Raw genomic sequence first — 18,262 nt, 5'->3', positions numbered from 1 at the left:
GCGCGGTGCCGGGCCCGCACTGCGCTAGAGGAGTGAAGCGTGACCTCTCCAGGCTTCGAGTGGACACCGCAGCTTGACGCACAGTTCTTCGCCGGGGACGAGGAAACCCTGATCGCTGCCTATCGGCGGTTCGCCCCCTTGGTCTATACGGTTGCCCTGCGGTCCGTGGACGACCGCGCAGTGGCCGCCGACATCACGCAGGACGTGTTCGTGCGGGCCTGGCGCTTCCGGGACAGCTTCGATCCGCGGTCCGGCACGGTGCCGAGGTGGATCTTCGGAATCTGCCGGAATGTGGTCAATGACAGTCTTTCCGCCCGGAGCCGGCACAACCACCTGGTGGCACGGTGGGGGATGCACACGGATCTCCGGAATTATCGCAACCGCGCGCGGGAAGTGGATGCCGTGACGGACCGGGTGGCCCTCGACAGGGAGCTGCAACTGCTGGGGGAGCCCCGCAGCTCCATCCTGCGGCTCGCTTTCTACGAGGACCTGACGCACCAGCAGATCGCGGTGCTGCTCAATCTTCCGCTGGGGACCGTCAAGAGCCATATCCGCAGGGGGCTCACGCACCTGCGCGGGCGGTTGGGCGCCTGGCATGCGGCCTGATCCCGGAGCCGTCGGCCGTGCACCCATAGCCCGTGCACCCATCGCCCGGGTGGCCCAGCGCAGCGTGGCGGATCCCGCGCATCCGTTGATCGCCTCACACGAGGCGGAGGTACGCGCACGCGTCCTGAAGGCCGCCAGCGCCCTGGTGGACCGGCTGACCTACGACGCCGTCACCATCGATGCCGTCGCCAGGGCCTCCGGGGTGAGCAAATCGACCCTGTACCGGCACTGGCCGTCCCGCCAGCTGCTCGTCCTCGAAGCTTTCACCTACAAGACGAACCTGCTCACCACGGTCGAGGACACCGGCGACATGGGCCGTGACCTTCACTCCTACCTGGTGTCGCTGACCTACTGCCTCAAGGTCGGCGGGGCGGCGTCGACCGTGGCGAACCTCCTGGCGGAGGCGATCCAGAGCGAGGAGTTCGCCGCCCAGTTCCGCCAGACGCTGCTGCGCGAACGCCGGCACGGGTTCCTGGTGATCCTGCGCCGGGGCCAGCTGCGCGGCCAGGTCCGCGACGATGTTGACCTGGTGATGGTTATCGACGCGGTCTACGGGGCCCTGCACCACCGGCTCATCGCCACCGGGCAGGACGTCGACGGGCCGTTCCTGCGGGCACTGGCCCGCTTCGCCGTCGAGGGGACCGCGACCGCGCCCTACCGGGAGGCCTACAGGTCACGGAACTGAGCGGTGGAACGATCGGCGCCCCTTCGTCCCGTTCCTTCGACTGTCCGGGTCCCGCCGCGCGAAAGTGGCACCGGCGCACCAACAAGCGCCGAAACTCCCAGCCGTTGAAGGAACCACACTATGACGATCAAGGCACAGCCCCGGCGGACGAACATCGGATCGGAGCACCCGGAGACTTACAGGGCTCTCGCCGAGGTGGCGAAGCGTGCGGAGGAGGCCGCGCTCGCCGAGGGGCTCACACCGGTGCTGATCGAACTGGTCAAGATCCGGGTCTCCCAGATCAACGGGTGCGCGTTCTGCCTCCGCATCCACACTCTGGACGCCCTCGCGAAGGGCGCGGGCGCCGAACGGCTGAGCCTGCTGCCCGCATGGCGGGAAAGCGGGTACTTCGACGAGAAGGAACGCTCGGCCCTGGCGCTGGCCGAGTACATCACGGACATCCGCGACTCCCACTCCAACACGGGTCTCTACGGGTCCGCCGCCGCACACCTTTCTTCGGGGCAGATGTCCGCGGTGTCATGGGTGGCCCTGGTCATCAACAGCTACAACCGCATCGCCCTCAGCAGCGCCTATGAGGTCAACCCCTGACCGTCCACGGCGGGAGCGCCACCGCGCCGACGCCGGCCGCCACGGACCGGGGCTCACCCCGGTTCTCTCCTCCGACCCGCAAGGCCGGAGCTCCGTCCCACCGGCCAGGGGGACGGGTCTTCCGCCCGGGCACCGGCGCTCAAGGTGCCCATTCCAGCAGTACCAGAATGAAATTGGAGGCGCAGGATAATGCGCAGAATCCTCATTATCGGCGGCGGTTACGCCGGTTTCTACGTCGCCTGGCGGTTGGAGAAGTACCTCCGCCCCGGCGAGGCACAGGTCACGATGGTCGACCCGCTGCCCTACATGACCTACCAGCCGTTCCTCCCGGAGGTGTTGGCCGGGTCGATCGAGGCCCGGCACAGTGTGATCCTGCACCGCAGGCACCTTCGAAAGACACGCCTGCTGACCGCAAAGGTCAGCTACCTCGACCATGCGGCAAAGACCGCCACGCTGCAGTTCCCCGATGGGCACGAGGACACGGAGAGCTACGACATCGTGGTCGTCACCGGCGGTGCGGTGACCCGCACCTTCCCCATCCCGGGGGTGGCCGCCCAGGCCGTCGGGCTGAAGAACATCGAGGAGGCCGTGTTCATCCGTGACACCCTGCTGCGCAATATCGACATGGCCGCGTCGCTTCCCCCGGGCCCGGCCCGGGAGAAACTGCTGACCGTCGTGTTCGTGGGCGGCGGATACGCCGGGATCGAGGCCTTCGGCGAGCTGCGGGCGCTGGCCACGGCCACGCTGAAGCGCTATCCGGAACTGAGCCCCGCCGAGACTCACTTTCACCTGATCGAGGCGACCGGCCGGATCCTGCCCGAGGTCTCCGAGGAGACCAGCCGGTGGGTGCTCAGGCATCTTGCCGCCCGCGAAGCGCAGGTCCACCTGAACACCCAGCTGGACTCCGCCGTCGAGGGTACGATTCGGCTCTCCACCGGCGAGGAATTCGAAACGGGCCTGCTGGTGTGGACCGCCGGAGTCCTCGCGAACCCCGGCCTCGCACGGCACACCGACCTCCCTATCGACGAGCGCGGACGCCTGAGGGCGCGGGCCGACCTGCGGGTGGGCACCGACGACACCCCGGTTGCCGATGCCTGGACGGCCGGAGACATTGCAGCCATCCCCGACCTCTCCGGAGGCGGCGTCGGCGGCTTCACCGTCCCCAACGCCCAGAACGCCATCCGGCAGGGCAAACTGCTCGCCCGGAACCTGCGGGACACCCTCCGCGGCGGCGAGGCGAAGAGGTACTTCCACCGCAACCTGGGCGCGGTGGCCACCCTGGGCCTTGGCTCCGGGGTGTTCCAGTCGGGCCCGATCGTGGTCAAGGGATTCCCCGCCTGGGTGATGCACCGCGGCTACCATGTGCTGGCCATCCCGACCTGGGAGCGGAAGTGGCGGGTGCTGTGGGGGTGGTGGAACAACCTCTGGCTGGGACGCGACACCGCCGGGCTGCGCGGGCTGCAGACCCCGCGCGGGACGTTCGAGGAGGCCGACTCCTACAGCAGGCCCGCACCCCCGGCAGCACCGGCCGCGCCCGGGGCAGGAACCGCCGGGTAGGCTGCCTTCCTGGCAGGGGCCTCCCGTCCGGCCGGGGCACTGCGCCCCGGCCGGCCCTCCTGTCCAGCCGGAGCGGGACCTGGGCGCTGGGCCCGGGCAGGAACCTACACTGGGGCAATGGGTGAGGTCCAGGTGGTGCAGACGACCCTGGGGGACGTCGAGATCCTGTTCGTACCCGGGGTAAAACCGCCCGTGCTGTTCTTCCCCGGGGGCCACTGCCGGGCCGGCAGCGACTGCGGGTGGAGCCTCTACACCTCGCTGGGCTACGGGGTGCTCGCGTTCTCCCGGCCCGGGTACGGGCGCACCGATGTGGGTCCGCTGACCGCCGCTGAGTTTCTTCCCGCTGTGGCCGAGAGCGCCCGATGCCTCGGCATCGAGAGGGCCACCGCGGCGGTCGGGGTCTCCTTCGGGGGCATGCAGGCCGTCGCCACGGCCGTGTCGCTGCCACACCTCGCACCCCGGCTGGTGCTCCACAGCTGTGCCCCGTCCACCCACCCGTACCCGGACTCGCCCCTGCAGGCCCGGATCGCTCCGGTGGTCTTCGGGCCGGCGCTTTCCGGCCTCACCTGGCGGGCGGTCGCACGCAGCGTGGCCACCGACGCCGGGCTGCGGCGCATGGCCGGAACACTTTCGGACCTTCCGACCGGCGCGTGGTGGGACACCTTCCCGGCCGAGGACCGGCAGCGGGCACGGGAGCTGTTCCAGGGAATGGCATCCGGGTCCGGGTTCGCCAACGACCTGCGCCAGGCCCGCCGCGCCCGGTCCTCCTACCGCCGCCGGACCCAGGCCAGCGTCGACTGCCCCACCCTGATCACGGCTTCCCGCCACGACCGCGGCGTCGCCTATGCCCATGCCGAGGACTACCGGGACACCATCCCTGCCGCCCGGCTGGTGGAGCTCTCGGCACCCAGCCACCTCTTCTGGCTCGGGGGCACCCGCGGCGAGGTCACGGCGGCGGTCCGGGACTTCCTGGCGCCGTCCTGATTCCGGCGAGCCACCCAAACGGCTACCTGAACGGCCACCTGAACGGCCACCTGAACGGCCACCTAAACGGCCGGCTGGAGCGCCGGCTGGAGCGCCGGCCGGAGCGCTGGCTGAAGCGCTGCACCCCGGCGGGTGCCCGCGGATCGGGGCGGAGACGAATCTACACGGAGAGATCCCGGCGGCGGAACGCCGGGACCGCAGCCGCCAGCAGCGTCAGGGCGGTGAAGCCCATCAGCAGCAGCGGGCCGCCGTCCAACGAAGCCGCCGGTACCGCTGGCACCAGGCCGAACGGCTCGGCATCCAGAAGGGCCTGGGGAAGCCGGAGGATCGGTCCGTAGAGGCCGATCAGCAGCGAGGCGATCAGGATCAGCCACACCCACCACGAATCCGTCCGCAGGCCGTAGGCCAGCGCCGCCAGGGCCGCAAAGCAGGAGACCAGGGGCAGGTAGGCCAGGGACGCCGCGGTGAACCCGAGCGTCAGGTTCCCCGCGCCCGGTCCGACGGCGGAAGCCGCGCCGGCCCCCAGCCCGAAACCGGCGGCCAGCAGCAGCACCGCGTCCGCCGCGAGGGTGACCGCGAGCCAGTGGAGCAGCAGCCTGGTCCGCCCGGCGCCGGCGGCCAGCAGCAGCGCGGCGCGCCCCGAGTCCTCCTCCCGGCGAAGCCGGTTCACCGAGACCACCGCATGGACGGCGACCGCCATCGCGAAGTACCGAAGGAAGGCTGAAAGGGTCGCCCGCAGGGCATCCCCGCCCGTCGAACCCCCAATCACCACGGCGAGCTCGGGCCGGGTCTCGAAGCTCTCTACGATGGTCTCGCCCATCGACCCGGTGAGCAGGGCGAAGACGAAAAGGCCGAGGCACCAGCTGAGGATGCTGCCGCGCTCGAGCCGAAGCGCCAGTCCCGCGGGCGAGGCCAGCGCCCGCGTCGCGCGGCTGCGGCCCGGGCGGGCGGAGAGCAGGCCCGCCCCGAGATCCCGCCGGGAGGCCAGCAGGTACGCGCTCAGGCAGAGCAGCGCGGCGAGCACAACCGAGGGCAGCAGCGGCCACCAGCGCAGGTCGACGAAGGCCCGGGTCTGCTGGCTCCACCCGATGGGGGAGAGCCAGGACAACGCACTCCCGCCGACGCGCTGCGCGTCGCCGATCCCGCGGAGCAGGTAGGCAAGCCCGAGGGCCCCTCCCGCCATGCCGGTGGCGCCGCGGGCCGACTGGCTGAGCTGGGCCGTCACCGCTGCTACTGCGCCAAAGACAAGGCCGACGGCCGCGACCCCGGCGGCAAGGGCGAGCGAGTCGGCACCGGCAAGTCCGTTGCCGAGCAGCGCGGCGGCCAGGGCGACGGCGACGGCGCCATTGGCCACCAGCAGCGCTCCGAGGGCAGCCGTGAGCGGGGCGTACCGCCCCACGACGCCGGCGCGCACCAGTTCGGCCCGCCCGGATTCCTCCTCGGCCCGGGTGTGCCGGACTACCAGGAAAATTGACATCAGCGCCGCCGCGACCGCCAGCATGCCCAGCACCTCATTGGCCAGCAGAGCGCCCAGCGTATAGTTCCCCAGCCCGTACCCCGGGCCGGAAAGCAGGGCGCCGGAGGGGTCCTTCATAATCGCCGCGCGGGTCTGCAGGGCCGCCTGATCCGGATAGGCCAGCGGAAGGACCGCGCCGAAGTAGCCGACGAGCCCGCCCAGCGACAGGGCCCAGAGCGGGATCCGGAGGCGGTCCCGCAGCAGGGCGAAGCGGAACAGCCTCCCCGTTCCGGTGAGGGCGCCGGCGGCGCGGGCACCCCGGAGCCCGCCCCGCCGTCCCCGGGGAGGGGCCGTGATGCTCATGAGCGCGCCCCCTGCGCGTCCGGGCTGTACTGGTGGACGAACAGTTCCTCAAGGGTGGGCGGCGTCGAGGTGAGGCTGCGGATGTCCAGGGGCAGGAGATATTCCAGCACGGCGGGCATCGCGCCGTCCTCGACACTGAAGAGCAGGCGCTCGCCGTCCCGGCGGACGTCGTGGACCCCGGGCAGCAGGGCGACACCCGACGGATCCTTCCCGCACACCACGGACACCGCCGCACGGGCCAGGTGCCGCAGCTCACTGAGCGCGCCCGACCGAACGGTCCGCCCCTGCCGGATGATTGTCACCCGGTCGCAGAGGGTTTCGACCTCGGCAAGGAGGTGGCTTGAGAGCAGCACGGTGCGTCCGGCTGCCTTGGCCTCCCGGACGCAGTCCTGGAAGACCCGCTCCATCAGGGGATCGAGGCCGGAGGTGGGTTCGTCGAGCACGAGCAGTTCGACGTCGCTCGCAAGCGCCGCGACGAGTGCGACCTTCTGCCGGTTTCCCTTGGAGTAGGTGCGGGTCTTCTTGCCTGGGTCGAGATCGAAACGCTCGAGGAGTTCGGCGCGGCGCCTGCCGTCGGCGCCGCCGCGCAGGCTCACGAGGAGGTCGATCGCTTCGCCGCCGGTGATCTTGGGCCACAGGTTCACATCCCCGGGAACGTAGGAGAGCCTGCGGTGGAGCCGCACCGCCTCCGTCCACGGGTCCTCCCCGAAGAGCCTCACGGTCCCGGAGTCGGCCTTCGCTGCACCGAGGAGGACCCGGATGGTGGTGGACTTGCCGGCTCCGTTGGGGCCGAGGAAGCCGTGGACCTCGCCGGCCTCAAGCCGCAGGTCCAGTTCGTCGAGTGCCCGGACGGCACCGAAGTTCTTGCTCAGTTTCTGCACGTCAATGACAGGGTTCACGGGATGCTCCTGGTGGAAGAAGGGCTGGGGTCAGCGGGGGGATTCTTCCTGCGGAGGGTCCGGAACGTACATGAGGTAGGTGTCGAGCATCGATCGGTCGGTGGTGAGCCCCTGGGAAAAGAGTTCGAGGGTCGGCAGTGCGTGGCGTTCGAGGTAGCCGCGCAGGATCGAAGGAAAGTCGTGGGGGTCCCGCGGCGGGTGCACGCTGAGATCGAGCAGCACCGAACCGAACCCCTGCAGGGCCAGGCAGCGGGCACGGGCCTTCTCGTCCCGGGAGGGGCGGATGGTGCCGGCTGCGACTCCTTCGGCAAGCCACCCCTCCACCTCCTCGGCGAAATGGTCGAGGAACGACCCGGCGGCGGATCCGCCCTCCTGGAGGCAGCGGATGGCGTAGGCGAGGAGGTGGGCGGACTCCTCGACGCTGGCCAGGCCCAGCAGGCCCTCAACCGCCGCCGGCCCGCCCGTCGCCTGGCTCTTGTAGGAACGGATCTGCTCGAGGACGTAGCCGTCGCAGGCCTCCCGGAGCCCATCCTTGGAGCCGAAGTGGTGAAGGACCAGGGCCGGGCTCACCCCGGTCTCCCGGGCGATGGCGCGCAGTCCCACCCGGAAGCCGTCGCGCCCGAACAGCCGGACCGCGGCGTCCCGGAGACGTGCCCTGGCCGTCCGGTCCTCCGGGCGGTCAGCTTGAACGAAAGCGCCGGCTGAACGCATGTTCAGCATGCTAACCACCCGCACAGCGCCGCACTAGGGCCGAAAGGACCGGTCCTGTCCGGGGCCGGTCCCGGCAGGGCTTACGGGCGTGGCGAGGCCAGCGTGAAGAGCCGCGACCGGTGGTGGGTCGCCGAGTCAAGGAGTGCCCGTTCCTCGGCGGCATGAGCGGCCCCCGGCCGGCCGTTGACCATCCGCTGACGGGTGAAGGCGAGCCGGGTGGCGGCCCGGATGAACGCCTTCATCTCGCTGCGGGCGCCGAACGACCCCGCCCAGGTGAGGGCCTGGGCCCGCCCCGGACCGGTGGCGAGCATCGACACCTCCTGGGGGGTGAACCAGCCGGCGTCGACATAGTCACCGAGCCGGGATTCGGTCAGCCGGCGCTCCGCCCGCCGGATCAGCACCACCGCGACGATCGCCACGCAGAACAGCGGGACCTGGACGAGCAGGTAGAAGGAGAAGAAATCGTCGAACAGCAGCACCGTCCCGCCGTTCCAGAGCATGTGCCCGGCGATGGCGGGAATCAGGCCCAGGAGGAAGGCCGGCAGCACCCGGGCCGGTCCGCCGCCCCGGCTGACCGCCCGCCCCACCACGAAACCCAGGGCGGCGGTGAACATCACGTGGGCAAACGGCGAGAAGAGCCCGCGCAGCACGAACACGCCGACGACCGCGCCCAGGGTTCCCGACTCAAGGATGGCCGAACTGAAGTAGAGGATGTTTTCGGTGAAGGCGAACCCCGCGGCGATCGTGCCGGCATAGACGATGCCGTCCACCGGCCCATCGAAGTGGCTGCGCCGGGAGTAGACAAGGATCAGCACCCCGAGTCCCTTGGCGGATTCCTCGACGACCGGGGCCTGCAGGACCGGGCCGATGACGTCGGTCGAGGTTGAGGCCAGTGCCACGCTGAGCAGGCCAAGGACGTAGTTTCCCAGCAGCAGCGTTACGACCACCGAGATCCCCGCACCCCACAGGAAGGCGAACAGCAACGCCCCGCGGGGCTCCGGATCCCACCGGTCGATCCAGCCGATGCCCAGGGCGCAGATGGCCAGCGGCACCAGTGCCAGCACCGCACACAGCACCAGCGCGGTCGTGCCAAGGGACTGCGACAGGAACCAGGCGAGCGCGGCGAGCACCAGCGCGGTGATGAGCAGCAGCACGACGTTCAGGGCGCCGGCTCCGCGCCTCACGGGCCGGTTCCACACCGGAGGCGGGGGAGCGGGCCGGTTCCATTGGGGCGCCGGCGGGGTCGAGTGCTGGGTCGAGGCGTCCCACCAGGAAAGCCCCCGGGGGCCGGGGCGGGCCGAGCCGGACGGATCGTAAAGCGACATACGCCCAGACTATTCGCCGTGAGTCCTGTGATACTTTTGAGAACGCAGCCAACCTTTAAATGCCGTCCTGTGAGGCGGGGAAGGAGGAAGCGTGATATGACCGTGCCCGCACCGCATGCCGGAGCCGCACCGCGCGTTGTTCTCGCCGAAGCCGATATAGACCGCGCGCTCACCCGCATCGCCCACGAGATCCTCGAAGCCAACAAAGGCTCCTCCGACCTTGTGCTCCTCGGCATTCCCCGCAGGGGCTACCCGCTCGCCCAGCGCCTCGCCCGCCGCATCGGCGCCGTCGATCCCTCCGTCGACCCCCGGGCCATCACCGGCCAGCTCGATGTCACCATGTACCGGGACGACCTCCAGCGCAATCCCACCCGGCCGCCGCGGGCCACCGAGCTCCCGCCGACCGGGATCGACGAAAAGGTCGTGGTGCTCGTCGATGACGTCCTGTACTCCGGGCGGACCATCCGGGCCGCCCTTGACGCGCTGGCCGACCTCGGCCGGCCCCGCATCGTGCGGCTCGCCGTCCTGGTGGACCGCGGGCACCGGGAGCTTCCGATCCGAGCCGACCATGTCGGCAAGAACCTGCCGACCTCCTCGGCTGAGCGGGTCCGGGTGCACCTCGAGGAGATCGACACCGCCGGTGGGCGTCCCGTGAACGAAGTCGTCATCGAGGGCGGCGCATGAAGCACCTTCTCTCCACCCATGACCTGGCCCTGCCCGACGCGCTGCGCCTGCTCGACACCGCCGAGGAGATGGCGGCCGTGGGCGAGCGCGAGATCAAGAAGCTGCCCGCCCTGCGCGGGCGCACCGTGGTGAACCTGTTCTACGAGGACTCGACGAGGACCCGGATCTCCTTCGAGGCCGCCGCCAAGCGGCTCTCCGCAGACGTCATCAACTTCGCCGCCAAGGGCTCCTCGGTCTCCAAGGGCGAATCGCTCAAGGACACCGCCCAGACGCTCGAGGCGATGAGCGCCGACGCCGTCGTCATCCGCCACCCCGCCTCCGGCGCCCCTGCCCGCCTGGCCGCGTCCGGCTGGATCGACGCGGCGGTCCTCAACGCCGGCGACGGGACCCACGAGCACCCCACCCAGGCGCTGCTCGACGCCTTCACGCTCCGCCGCCACTGGGCGAAGCTGGCCGGCACCGGCTCTCCCGGCAGCGACCTCACCGGCATGCGGGTCCTGATCGTGGGGGACATCCTCCACTCGCGCGTCGCCCGCTCCAATGTGTGGCTCCTGAAGACCCTCGGCGCGGACGTCACCCTGGTGGGCCCGCCCACCCTGCTCCCCGTGGGGGTCGACACCTGGCCCTGCACCGTGCGGTACAACCTGGACGAGGCGCTCGCCGCCCGGCCCGACGCTGTCATGATGCTCCGGCTGCAGGCCGAACGGATGAACGCCGCCTTCTTCCCCTCCACCCGGGAGTACTCCCGGCGCTGGGGGTTCGACGACGCCCGCCTCGCGGCGCTCGACACCCTGGGCCTCGGCGACACGGTCATTATGCACCCCGGACCCATGAACCGCGGGCTGGAGATTTCGGCCGCCGCGGCGGACTCGGTCCGCTCCACCGTGCTGGCCCAGGTGCGCAACGGCGTCTCGGTGCGCATGGCCGCGCTCTACCTGCTGCTTGCCGGCGGCACCCATGGCGACCCGGCCGCGCCGACCGTCCGCGAGAACCCCGCACTTTCCCCCACGAAGGAGCCCGCAGTATGACCGGTGCAGCACCGACACCCGGAAATGGGTACCTGATCCGGGGCGCCTCCCCGCTGGGCGGACCCCGCCGGGACCTGCTGATCCGGGACGGACGCATCGCGCGGGTCGGCGCCGGCGCCGCCCCGGACCCCGGAACGCAGGTGATCGACGCCGACGGGTTGATCGCCCTTCCCGGCATGGTCGACCTCCACACCCACCTGCGCGAGCCCGGCCGCGAGGACGCCGAAACCGTTGAAACCGGATCCCGCGCCGCCGCACTGGGCGGGTTCACCGCGGTTCACGCCATGGCCAACAGCTCGCCGGTGGCCGACACCGCCGGCGTCGTCGAACAGGTGTACAGCCTGGGGGAGCGCGCGGGCTGGGTCGAGGTCCGCCCGGTCGGCGCCGTCACTGTCGGCCTGGCGGGGGAACGGATGGCCGAACTCGGCGCCATGGCCGAATCCCGCGCCCGGGTGCGGGTCTTCTCCGACGACGGCATCTGCGTCTCCGACCCCGTCCTGATGCGCCGCGCCCTCGAGTACGTGAAGGCCTTCGACGGTGTGATCGCCCAGCACGCCCAGGAGCCCCGGCTCACCGAGGGGGCGCAGATGAACGAGGGGGAGGTCTCCGCCGTTCTCGGCCTGACCGGCTGGCCGGCCGTCGCCGAGGAGAGCATCATCGCCCGCGACGTCCTCCTGGCCCAGCACGTGAATTCCCGGCTGCACGTCTGCCATGTCTCCACCGCCGGGTCCGTCGAGATCCTGCGCTGGGCCAAGGCCCGCGGCATCCGCGTCACTGCCGAGGTCACCCCGCACCACCTGCTGCTCACCGACGACCTCGTGCGCAGCTACAACCCCGTCTACAAGGTGAACCCGCCCCTGCGCACCGCCGAGGACGTGCAGGCCCTGCGTGAGGCCCTCGCCGACGGCACCATCGACGCCGTGGGAACCGACCACGCCCCGCACCCCAGCGAGCACAAGGAATGCGAGTGGGCTCAGGCGGCCATGGGCATGACCGGTCTGGAGACCGCCCTGTCCGTGGTGCAGCACGCCATGGTGGAGACCGGCCTGCTGGACTGGGAGGGCTTCGCCCGCGTCACCTCCACCCGGCCCGCGGAGATCGGGCGGCTGGCCCACCAGGGCAGGCCGCTGGCCGAGGGTGAACCGGCCAACCTCATCCTGGTGGACCCCGCGGCGCGCTGGACGGTCGACCCGCATCGGATGGCGACCATGGGGCGCAACAGCCCCTTCGCCGGGCTCCGGCTCCCCGGCCGGGTCCAGGCCACGTTCTACCGCGGCCACCCCACCGTCCTCGACGGCGCCCTCAATGCGCCGCTCACCCCGGCTGCTAAGGAAACCGCGTGGACTGGCTAGGCCCGCTCAGCCTCACCCTCCTGATCGTCGTCGCCGTCTTCGCCCTGATGGCCGTGGGCTGGCGCAACCGGCTGCGCCGGCAGGCCGCGGTGCCCGCTCCGCCTGCCGTCCCGGCCGACCCCGGCCGGGAGCTTTACCGGACTGAAGGCCAGTACGTGGCCACGACGACGGCGGGGGATTGGCTCGACCGCATCGCCGTCCACGGCCTGGGAGTGCGCTCCGAGGCCGTCGTCACGGTGCACCCCGAAGGCGTCCTGCTGGCCCGCCGGGGCGCCCCGGACGTGTATGTGCCGCGCAGCGACCTCACCGGGGTCCGCCTCGAATCGGGCATGACCGGCAAGTTCGTTGAAAAGAACGGCCTGATCGTGCTCTCCTGGCGGCTCAACGGCGAAGGCGTCGACACCGGGTTCCGGACCCGCCACGCCACCGATAAAACCCAGCTCCTCGCGGCGGTCGCCGCCCTCACCCCAGGCAGCCCACGCCCGACCGACCCCACGAACGATTCCCCGATTGATCCCGAAGGCAGGAACCCCCAGTGAACCAACCCCCCACGTCCCCGGCAGGGGCGGTGCTCGTCCTTGAGGACGGCAGGTCCTTCCGCGGCCGCAGCTACGGCGCCGAGGGCACCGCCCTCGGTGAGGCGGTGTTCGCCACCGGCATGACCGGCTATCAGGAAACCATCACCGACCCCTCCTACGCCCGCCAGCTCGTGGTGCAGACCGCCCCCCACATCGGCAATACCGGGGTGAACGCGGACGACGCCGAGTCTCGGCGCATCTGGGTGGCCGGCTACATCGTGCGCGACGCGGCCCGCCGCCCGTCCAACTGGCGCTCCGAACTCAGCCTCGACGCCCAGCTCCGCGACCAGGGCGTCGTCGGGATCGAGGGCGTGGACACCCGCGCCGTCACCCGCCACCTGCGTGAGCGCGGCGCGATGAAGGCCGGCATCTTCTCCGGCGCCGCCGCCGCCCTGCCCGCCGCGCAGCTGCTGGAACTGGTCCAGGCGCAGCAGTCGATGGCCGGGGCGCGCCTTGCGGAGGAGGTGAGCGCCGCGGCGGTGTACACCGTCGAACCGGCCGACCACGGGTGGGACGGCGAGCCCCGGTTCACCGTCGCCGCCCTGGACCTCGGGATCAAGACCATGACCCCTCGGCACTTCGCCCAGCGCGGGGTGCGCACCGTCGTCTTCCCTGCCGACACCTCCTTCGAGGAACTCACGGAGGCCGGCCCTGACGGCGTGTTCATGTCCAACGGTCCCGGGGACCCGGCGACGGCCGACGTGCAGGTGGAGCTGCTGCGGCGGGTCCTGGAGCGGCGGATCCCGTTCTTCGGCATCTGCTTCGGCAACCAGATCCTGGGCCGTGCCCTGGGCTTCGGCACCTACAAGCTGCGCTACGGCCACCGCGGCATCAACCAGCCCGTCCTGGACCGGCGGACCGGCCGGGTCGAAATCACCTCCCAGAACCACGGGTTCGCCGTCGACGCCCCGCTCGAGGGCCCCGTCGAGGCACCGCACGGCGCCTTCGGCCGCGTCGAGGTCAGCCACATCAGCCTCAACGACTCGGTCGTCGAGGGGCTCGCGTGCCTCGACCTTCCCGCCTTCTCCGTCCAGTACCACCCCGAAGCGGCAGCCGGCCCCCACGACTCGGCCTACCTGTTCGACCGCTTCATCGACCTGATGGCTGCCGCTCAGGGCGCGCAGCAGATCAGCCCCGACAGCACCGCCCCGAGCACCCCCCAGGAAGAGAACTGATGCCCCGCAGAACCGACCTTCGCAGCGTCCTGGTCATCGGCTCCGGCCCCATCGTGATTGGGCAGGCCGCCGAATTCGACTACTCGGGCACCCAGGCGCTGCGCGTGCTCAAGGAGGAGGGCCTGCGGGTCATCCTCGTCAACTCGAACCCGGCCACCATCATGACCGACCCCGAGTTCGCCGACGCCACCTACGTCGAACCCATCACCCCCGAGGTGGTCGCCAAGATCATCGAGAAGGAACGCCCCGACGCGCTCCTTCCCACCCTCGGCGGGCAGACCGCGCTCAACACCGCGATCGCCCTGGACAAGAACGGCATCCTGGAGAAATTCGGCGTCGAGCTCATCGGCGCCAATATCGCCGCCATCGAGCTCGGCGAGGACCGGGAGAAGTTCAAGGGCGTCGTCGAACGCTGCGGCGCCGAATCGGCGCGCTCGGTGATCGTCCACACCCTGGATGAGGCCCTGGCGGCCGCCGGGGACCTCGGCTACCCCATGGTGGTGCGGCCCTCCTTCACCATGGGCGGCCTCGGCTCCGGCCTCGCCTACACCGAGGCCGACCTGCGCCGGATCGTCGGGCAGGGCCTTCAGTACAGCCCCACCAGCGAGGTGCTGCTCGAGGAGAGCATCCTGGGCTGGAAGGAGTACGAGCTCGAGATGATGCGGGACAGAAACGACAACGTCGTTGTGGTCTGCTCCATCGAGAACTTCGACCCGGTCGGGGTCCACACCGGCGACTCCATCACCGTCGCCCCCGCCCTCACCCTGACCGACCGCGAGTACCAGCGGCTGCGCGACATCTCCATCGCCGTCATCCGCGAGGTTGGAGTGGACACCGGCGGGTGCAACATCCAGTTCGCCATCGAGCCCTCGACCGGACGCGTCGTCGTGATCGAGATGAACCCCCGCGTCTCGCGCTCCTCCGCGCTGGCCTCCAAGGCCACCGGTTTCGCCATCGCGAAGATCGCCACGAAGCTCTCCCTGGGCTACACCCTCGACGAGATCCCCAACGACATCACGCAGAAGACGCCGGCCTCCTTCGAGCCGACGCTCGACTACGTCGTGGTGAAGGTTCCGCGCTTCGCCTTCGAGAAGTTCCCGGCCGCGGACACCACCCTGACGACCACCATGAAGTCGGTCGGCGAGGCCATGGCCATGGGCCGCAACTTCACCGAGGCGCTGCAGAAGGCCCTGCGCTCCCTTGAGCAGAAGGGCTCCCAGCTGTCCTTCGCGCCCGTGCCCGCCGAGGAGGTCCCCGCCCTCATCGAGGCGGCGAAGCGCCCCACGACGGAACGGCTCTCCCAGGTCCAGCGCGCCCTGCTGGGCGGGGCGAGCATCGAAGACCTGCACGAGGCCACCGGCATCGACCCCTGGTTCCTTGACCAGCTGGTCCTGCTCAACGAGACCGCCGAGCAGGTGCGGACGGCCGCGAACCTGAGCGAGGACATCCTCCGCCTCGCCAAGCGCCACGGCTTCTCCGACGAACAGATCGGCGCCCTGCGGCACATCCCGGACGCGGTGGTGCGCGGGGTCCGCCACGCCCTGGGCGTGCGCCCGGTCTTCAAGACCGTCGACACCTGCGCGGCCGAATTCGCCGCCTTCACCCCGTACCACTACTCCTCCTACGACGAGGAGGACGAGGTGGCCGACCACGCCCGGCCCTCGGTGATCATCCTCGGCTCAGGGCCGAACCGGATCGGCCAGGGCATCGAGTTCGACTACTCCTGCGTGCACGCCTCCATGGCGCTGCGCCAGGCCGGGTACGAGACGGTGATGATCAACTGCAACCCCGAGACGGTCTCGACGGACTACGACATCTCCACCCGCCTCTACTTCGAGCCGCTCACCCTCGAGGACGTCCTCGAGGTGATCGCCGCGGAGCAGCGGACCGGGGGAGTGATGGGGGTCTTCGTCCAGCTGGGCGGGCAGACGCCGCTGAAACTGGCGCAGGAACTGGCCGACGCCGGCATCCCCATCCTGGGGACCTCCCCGGAGGCCATCGACCTGGCCGAGCACCGCGGGGCCTTCAGCCGGGTGCTCGACGCCGGCGGGCTGATCGCCCCGAAGAACGGCACCGCCGTCTCCTTCGAGGACTCCAAGAAGATCGCCGACGAGATCGGCTACCCCGTCCTGGTGCGTCCCTCCTACGTCCTGGGCGGGCGCGGCATGGAGATCGTGTACGACGAGCCGAACCTCTCGCGCTACATCGCCAACGCCACCGAGATCACCGCCGACCACCCGGTGCTGATCGACCGGTTCCTCGAAGACGCCATCGAGATCGACGTCGACGCGCTCTACGACGGCACCGACATGTACCTGGGCGGAATCATGGAGCACATCGAGGAGGCCGGCATCCACTCCGGCGACTCCGCCTGCGTGCTGCCGCCGATCACCCTCGGCGCCGACGTCCTGGAGCGGGTCCGGACGGCGACGCTGGCCATCGCCGAGGGGGTGGGGGTGCGCGGGCTGATCAACATCCAGTTCGCCCTGGCCTCCGACATCCTCTACGTGCTGGAGGCGAACCCGCGCGCGTCCCGCACCGTGCCGTTCGTCTCCAAGGCCACCGGCGTGCAGCTCGCCAAGGCGGCCGCCCTGATCGGGGTCGGCGTCAGCATCGCCGAACTGCGGGGCGTTCACCACCTGCTGCCGCAGCAGGGCGACGGCGGGTCCCTGCCCTTCGACGCCCCGGTGTCGGTGAAGGAGGCCGTGCTGCCCTTCAGCCGGTTCCGGACCCCCGAGGGCGTCGTCGTCGACTCGCTGCTCGGCCCGGAGATGCGCTCCACCGGCGAGGTCATGGGCATCGACCGGTACTTCGACACCGCGTTCGCCAAGAGCCAGGCCGCGGCGAACGCGGCCCTGCCGATCTCGGGCAAGGTCTTCGTCTCCGTGGCCAACCGGGACAAGCGCTCAATCATCCTGCCGGTCAAGCGCCTCGTCGACCTGGGCTTCCAGATCGTCTCGACCGGCGGCACCGCCGATGTGCTCCGGCGCAACGGCATCAGCGCCACGACGGTGCGGAAGGTCGCCGAGGGCGCCGGGGCCGACGGCACCGGCACCGTCGTCGACCTGATCACCAGCGGCGGCATCGACATGATCATCAACACCCCCTCCGGCGGGCAGGCCCGCGGCGACGGGTACGAGATCCGGGCGGCGGCGACCTCCTACGGGCTTCCCGTCGTCACCACCATCCCCGAGGTCGGGGCCGCCGTGCAGGCGATCGAGGCTATGCGCTCTTTCGAATGGTCGGTGACGAGCCTTCAGGAACACGCAGCGAACCTGCGCGCCTCCACGGAGGCCCAGCATGCCTCCTAGCAGCGGCACCCGCCCCGCCGGCGCGCCCCGCGAACCGTTCGGGGTGCGCCTCGCGGCCGCGCGGCGGCGCCGCGGCGGCCTGTGCATCGGGATCGACCCGCACCCGGCCCTGCTGGCGGCCTGGGACCTGCCGGACAGCCCAGCGGGCCTTGAGCGGTTTTCCCTGGCGGCGCTGGAGGTCCTCGGGCCCGAGGCGGCGGCCCTGAAGCCGCAGGTGGCCCTGTACGAGCGGCACGGCTCCAAGGGGCTGGCCGTGCTCGAGACGCTGCTGGCCCGGGCGGTGGAGGCGGACGTGCTGACGATCGCCGATGCCAAACGGGGCGACATCGGCTCAACGATGACCGCCTACGCGGAGGCCTGGCTGGCCGAGGGCGCGCCGTTCGCCGCGGACGCCGTCACCCTCAACCCGTACCTCGGCTTCGAATCGCTGCGACCGGCCCTCGACCTGGCCGAAGGCACCGGCCGGGGCGTGTTCATCCTCGCCCTCACCTCCAACCCCGAGGGTGCCTCGGTGCAGCACGCCGGCGGCGCGGAATCGGTCGCGCTGAGGATCGTGCGGGCCGCCGCTGCGGAGAACCGGGCGGCGGCGGAGGTCGGAGCGCCCGGGTCCGTCGGCCTGGTCATCGGGGCGACCGTCGGGGCCGCGGTGACGTCCCTGGGCCTTGACCTCGGTGCGCTGAACGGGCCCATCCTGGCCCCCGGCGTCGGGGCCCAGGGCGCGGGCGCCCGTGAACTCGAGGCCAGCTTCGGCGCCGCCCGCCCTCTGGTGCTGCCGACCTCGAGCCGGGCCGTCCTCGCGGCGGGGCCGGATCCGGCACGGCTGCGGGAGGCCGCGCGGTCCGCCCGCCGGGAACTTGATCCGCTCCCTGCAGCGGATTGATTTTGGGCCGATTGAGAAGATAGGTTCAGATCCAGCCCATTCTCCAAGACCAGCGGTGACCGGCATTTCACCGGGGCCGT

Annotated in this window: 16 protein-coding genes; 12 read left to right on the top strand and 4 right to left on the bottom strand. The window is 70.9% G+C overall.

Annotated elements, in window-relative coordinates; all coding sequences use genetic code 11:
• Nucleotides 1–39: 39 nt before the first annotated feature.
• The 5 genes from GVV77_RS04675 (at nt 40) to GVV77_RS04655 (ending at nt 4,420) form a co-directional block, all read left to right on the top strand.
• Nucleotides 40–606: an RNA polymerase sigma factor gene (locus tag GVV77_RS04675; protein ID WP_159616799.1), complete on the top strand. Its 567-nt coding sequence runs from the start codon at nt 40–42 to the stop codon at nt 604–606.
• Nucleotides 596–1,291, top strand: a complete 696-nt coding sequence (locus tag GVV77_RS04670; protein WP_159616797.1) for a TetR/AcrR family transcriptional regulator — start codon at nt 596–598, stop codon at nt 1,289–1,291. The genes GVV77_RS04675 and GVV77_RS04670 overlap by 11 nt, the downstream gene beginning before the upstream one ends.
• A 120-nt stretch (nt 1,292–1,411) precedes the next feature.
• Nucleotides 1,412–1,879 carry a carboxymuconolactone decarboxylase family protein gene (locus GVV77_RS04665; RefSeq protein WP_159616795.1) on the top strand — a complete coding sequence of 156 codons (468 nt, stop codon included), beginning with the start codon at nt 1,412–1,414 and terminating at the stop codon, nt 1,877–1,879.
• Nucleotides 1,880–2,068: 189 nt separating this feature from the next.
• Nucleotides 2,069–3,436, top strand: coding sequence for an NAD(P)/FAD-dependent oxidoreductase (locus GVV77_RS04660; protein ID WP_159616793.1), 1,368 nt, complete (start codon nt 2,069–2,071; stop codon nt 3,434–3,436).
• A gap of 117 nt (nt 3,437–3,553) precedes the next feature.
• Nucleotides 3,554–4,420 (top strand): alpha/beta fold hydrolase, encoded by an 867-nt coding sequence (locus tag GVV77_RS04655; protein WP_159616791.1) that lies wholly within the window; start codon nt 3,554–3,556, stop codon nt 4,418–4,420.
• Nucleotides 4,421–4,580: 160 nt separating this feature from the next.
• Here GVV77_RS04655 and GVV77_RS04650 read toward each other — a convergent pair whose 3' ends face one another.
• The 4 genes from GVV77_RS04650 to GVV77_RS04635 form a co-directional block, all read right to left on the bottom strand.
• A complete protein-coding gene (locus GVV77_RS04650; protein WP_159616789.1) occupies nt 4,581–6,239 on the bottom strand; it encodes an ABC transporter permease in 1,659 nt (552 codons plus the stop codon).
• Nucleotides 6,236–7,138: an ABC transporter ATP-binding protein gene (locus GVV77_RS04645; protein WP_159616787.1), complete on the bottom strand. Its 903-nt coding sequence runs from the start codon at nt 7,136–7,138 to the stop codon at nt 6,236–6,238. The genes GVV77_RS04650 and GVV77_RS04645 overlap by 4 nt, the downstream gene beginning before the upstream one ends.
• Nucleotides 7,139–7,168: 30 nt before the next feature.
• The gene (locus tag GVV77_RS04640; RefSeq protein WP_246199639.1) at nt 7,169–7,849 is read right to left on the bottom strand and encodes a TetR/AcrR family transcriptional regulator; all 681 of its coding nucleotides are present in this window, start codon (nt 7,847–7,849) and stop codon (nt 7,169–7,171) included.
• 80 nt (nt 7,850–7,929) lie between these two features.
• Nucleotides 7,930–9,174: a PrsW family intramembrane metalloprotease gene (locus GVV77_RS04635; RefSeq protein WP_159616783.1), complete on the bottom strand. Its 1,245-nt coding sequence runs from the start codon at nt 9,172–9,174 to the stop codon at nt 7,930–7,932.
• Between the two features lie 96 nt (nt 9,175–9,270).
• Between GVV77_RS04635 and pyrR the strand changes: the two genes are divergently transcribed.
• From pyrR to pyrF, 7 genes are read left to right on the top strand one after another with little or no spacing between them, the layout of a single operon-like run.
• Entirely contained in the window at nt 9,271–9,858 is a 588-nt protein-coding gene (pyrR, locus tag GVV77_RS04630; RefSeq protein ID WP_159616781.1) for a bifunctional pyr operon transcriptional regulator/uracil phosphoribosyltransferase PyrR, read from the top strand.
• Nucleotides 9,855–10,886, top strand: a complete 1,032-nt coding sequence (locus GVV77_RS04625; RefSeq protein ID WP_159616779.1) for an aspartate carbamoyltransferase catalytic subunit — start codon at nt 9,855–9,857, stop codon at nt 10,884–10,886. Before pyrR ends, GVV77_RS04625 begins: the two co-directional genes overlap by 4 nt.
• On the top strand, nt 10,883–12,238 hold the full coding sequence (locus GVV77_RS04620) for a dihydroorotase (protein WP_159616777.1): 1,356 nt from the start codon (nt 10,883–10,885) through the stop codon (nt 12,236–12,238). The genes GVV77_RS04625 and GVV77_RS04620 overlap by 4 nt, the downstream gene beginning before the upstream one ends.
• Nucleotides 12,226–12,777: a PH-like domain-containing protein gene (locus GVV77_RS04615; RefSeq protein ID WP_425483337.1), complete on the top strand. Its 552-nt coding sequence runs from the start codon at nt 12,226–12,228 to the stop codon at nt 12,775–12,777. The genes GVV77_RS04620 and GVV77_RS04615 overlap by 13 nt, the downstream gene beginning before the upstream one ends.
• A complete protein-coding gene (carA, locus tag GVV77_RS04610; protein WP_159616775.1) occupies nt 12,774–13,991 on the top strand; it encodes a glutamine-hydrolyzing carbamoyl-phosphate synthase small subunit in 1,218 nt (405 codons plus the stop codon). Before GVV77_RS04615 ends, carA begins: the two co-directional genes overlap by 4 nt.
• Nucleotides 13,991–17,302 (top strand): carbamoyl-phosphate synthase large subunit, encoded by a 3,312-nt coding sequence (gene carB / locus GVV77_RS04605; protein WP_159616773.1) that lies wholly within the window; start codon nt 13,991–13,993, stop codon nt 17,300–17,302. The genes carA and carB overlap by 1 nt, the downstream gene beginning before the upstream one ends.
• Complete coding sequence (gene pyrF, locus GVV77_RS04600) at nt 17,292–18,182, top strand: orotidine-5'-phosphate decarboxylase (RefSeq protein WP_159616771.1); 891 nt, start codon at nt 17,292–17,294, stop codon at nt 18,180–18,182. Before carB ends, pyrF begins: the two co-directional genes overlap by 11 nt.
• Nucleotides 18,183–18,262 lie beyond the last annotated feature (80 nt).

This window comes from Arthrobacter zhaoguopingii (genome assembly GCF_009828605.1).
Taxonomy (GTDB): domain Bacteria; phylum Actinomycetota; class Actinomycetes; order Actinomycetales; family Micrococcaceae; genus Arthrobacter_D; species Arthrobacter_D zhaoguopingii.
Note: the sequence above shows the minus strand (reverse complement) of the source record. Positions and strands in the feature narration are given on the sequence as shown.

Coding starts and splice junctions, on each gene's coding strand:
- GVV77_RS04650 (WP_159616789.1), bottom strand. CDS start 6,239: ATGAGCATCACGGCCCCTCCCCGGGGACGGCGGGGCGGGCTCCGGGGT.
- GVV77_RS04660 (WP_159616793.1), top strand. CDS start 2,069: ATGCGCAGAATCCTCATTATCGGCGGCGGTTACGCCGGTTTCTACGTC.
- GVV77_RS04635 (WP_159616783.1), bottom strand. CDS start 9,174: ATGTCGCTTTACGATCCGTCCGGCTCGGCCCGCCCCGGCCCCCGGGGG.
- GVV77_RS04670 (WP_159616797.1), top strand. CDS start 596: ATGCGGCCTGATCCCGGAGCCGTCGGCCGTGCACCCATAGCCCGTGCA.
- pyrF (WP_159616771.1), top strand. CDS start 17,292: ATGCCTCCTAGCAGCGGCACCCGCCCCGCCGGCGCGCCCCGCGAACCG.
- GVV77_RS04640 (WP_246199639.1), bottom strand. CDS start 7,849: ATGCGTTCAGCCGGCGCTTTCGTTCAAGCTGACCGCCCGGAGGACCGG.
- pyrR (WP_159616781.1), top strand. CDS start 9,271: ATGACCGTGCCCGCACCGCATGCCGGAGCCGCACCGCGCGTTGTTCTC.
- GVV77_RS04625 (WP_159616779.1), top strand. CDS start 9,855: ATGAAGCACCTTCTCTCCACCCATGACCTGGCCCTGCCCGACGCGCTG.
- carB (WP_159616773.1), top strand. CDS start 13,991: ATGCCCCGCAGAACCGACCTTCGCAGCGTCCTGGTCATCGGCTCCGGC.
- GVV77_RS04655 (WP_159616791.1), top strand. CDS start 3,554: ATGGGTGAGGTCCAGGTGGTGCAGACGACCCTGGGGGACGTCGAGATC.
- GVV77_RS04620 (WP_159616777.1), top strand. CDS start 10,883: ATGACCGGTGCAGCACCGACACCCGGAAATGGGTACCTGATCCGGGGC.
- GVV77_RS04665 (WP_159616795.1), top strand. CDS start 1,412: ATGACGATCAAGGCACAGCCCCGGCGGACGAACATCGGATCGGAGCAC.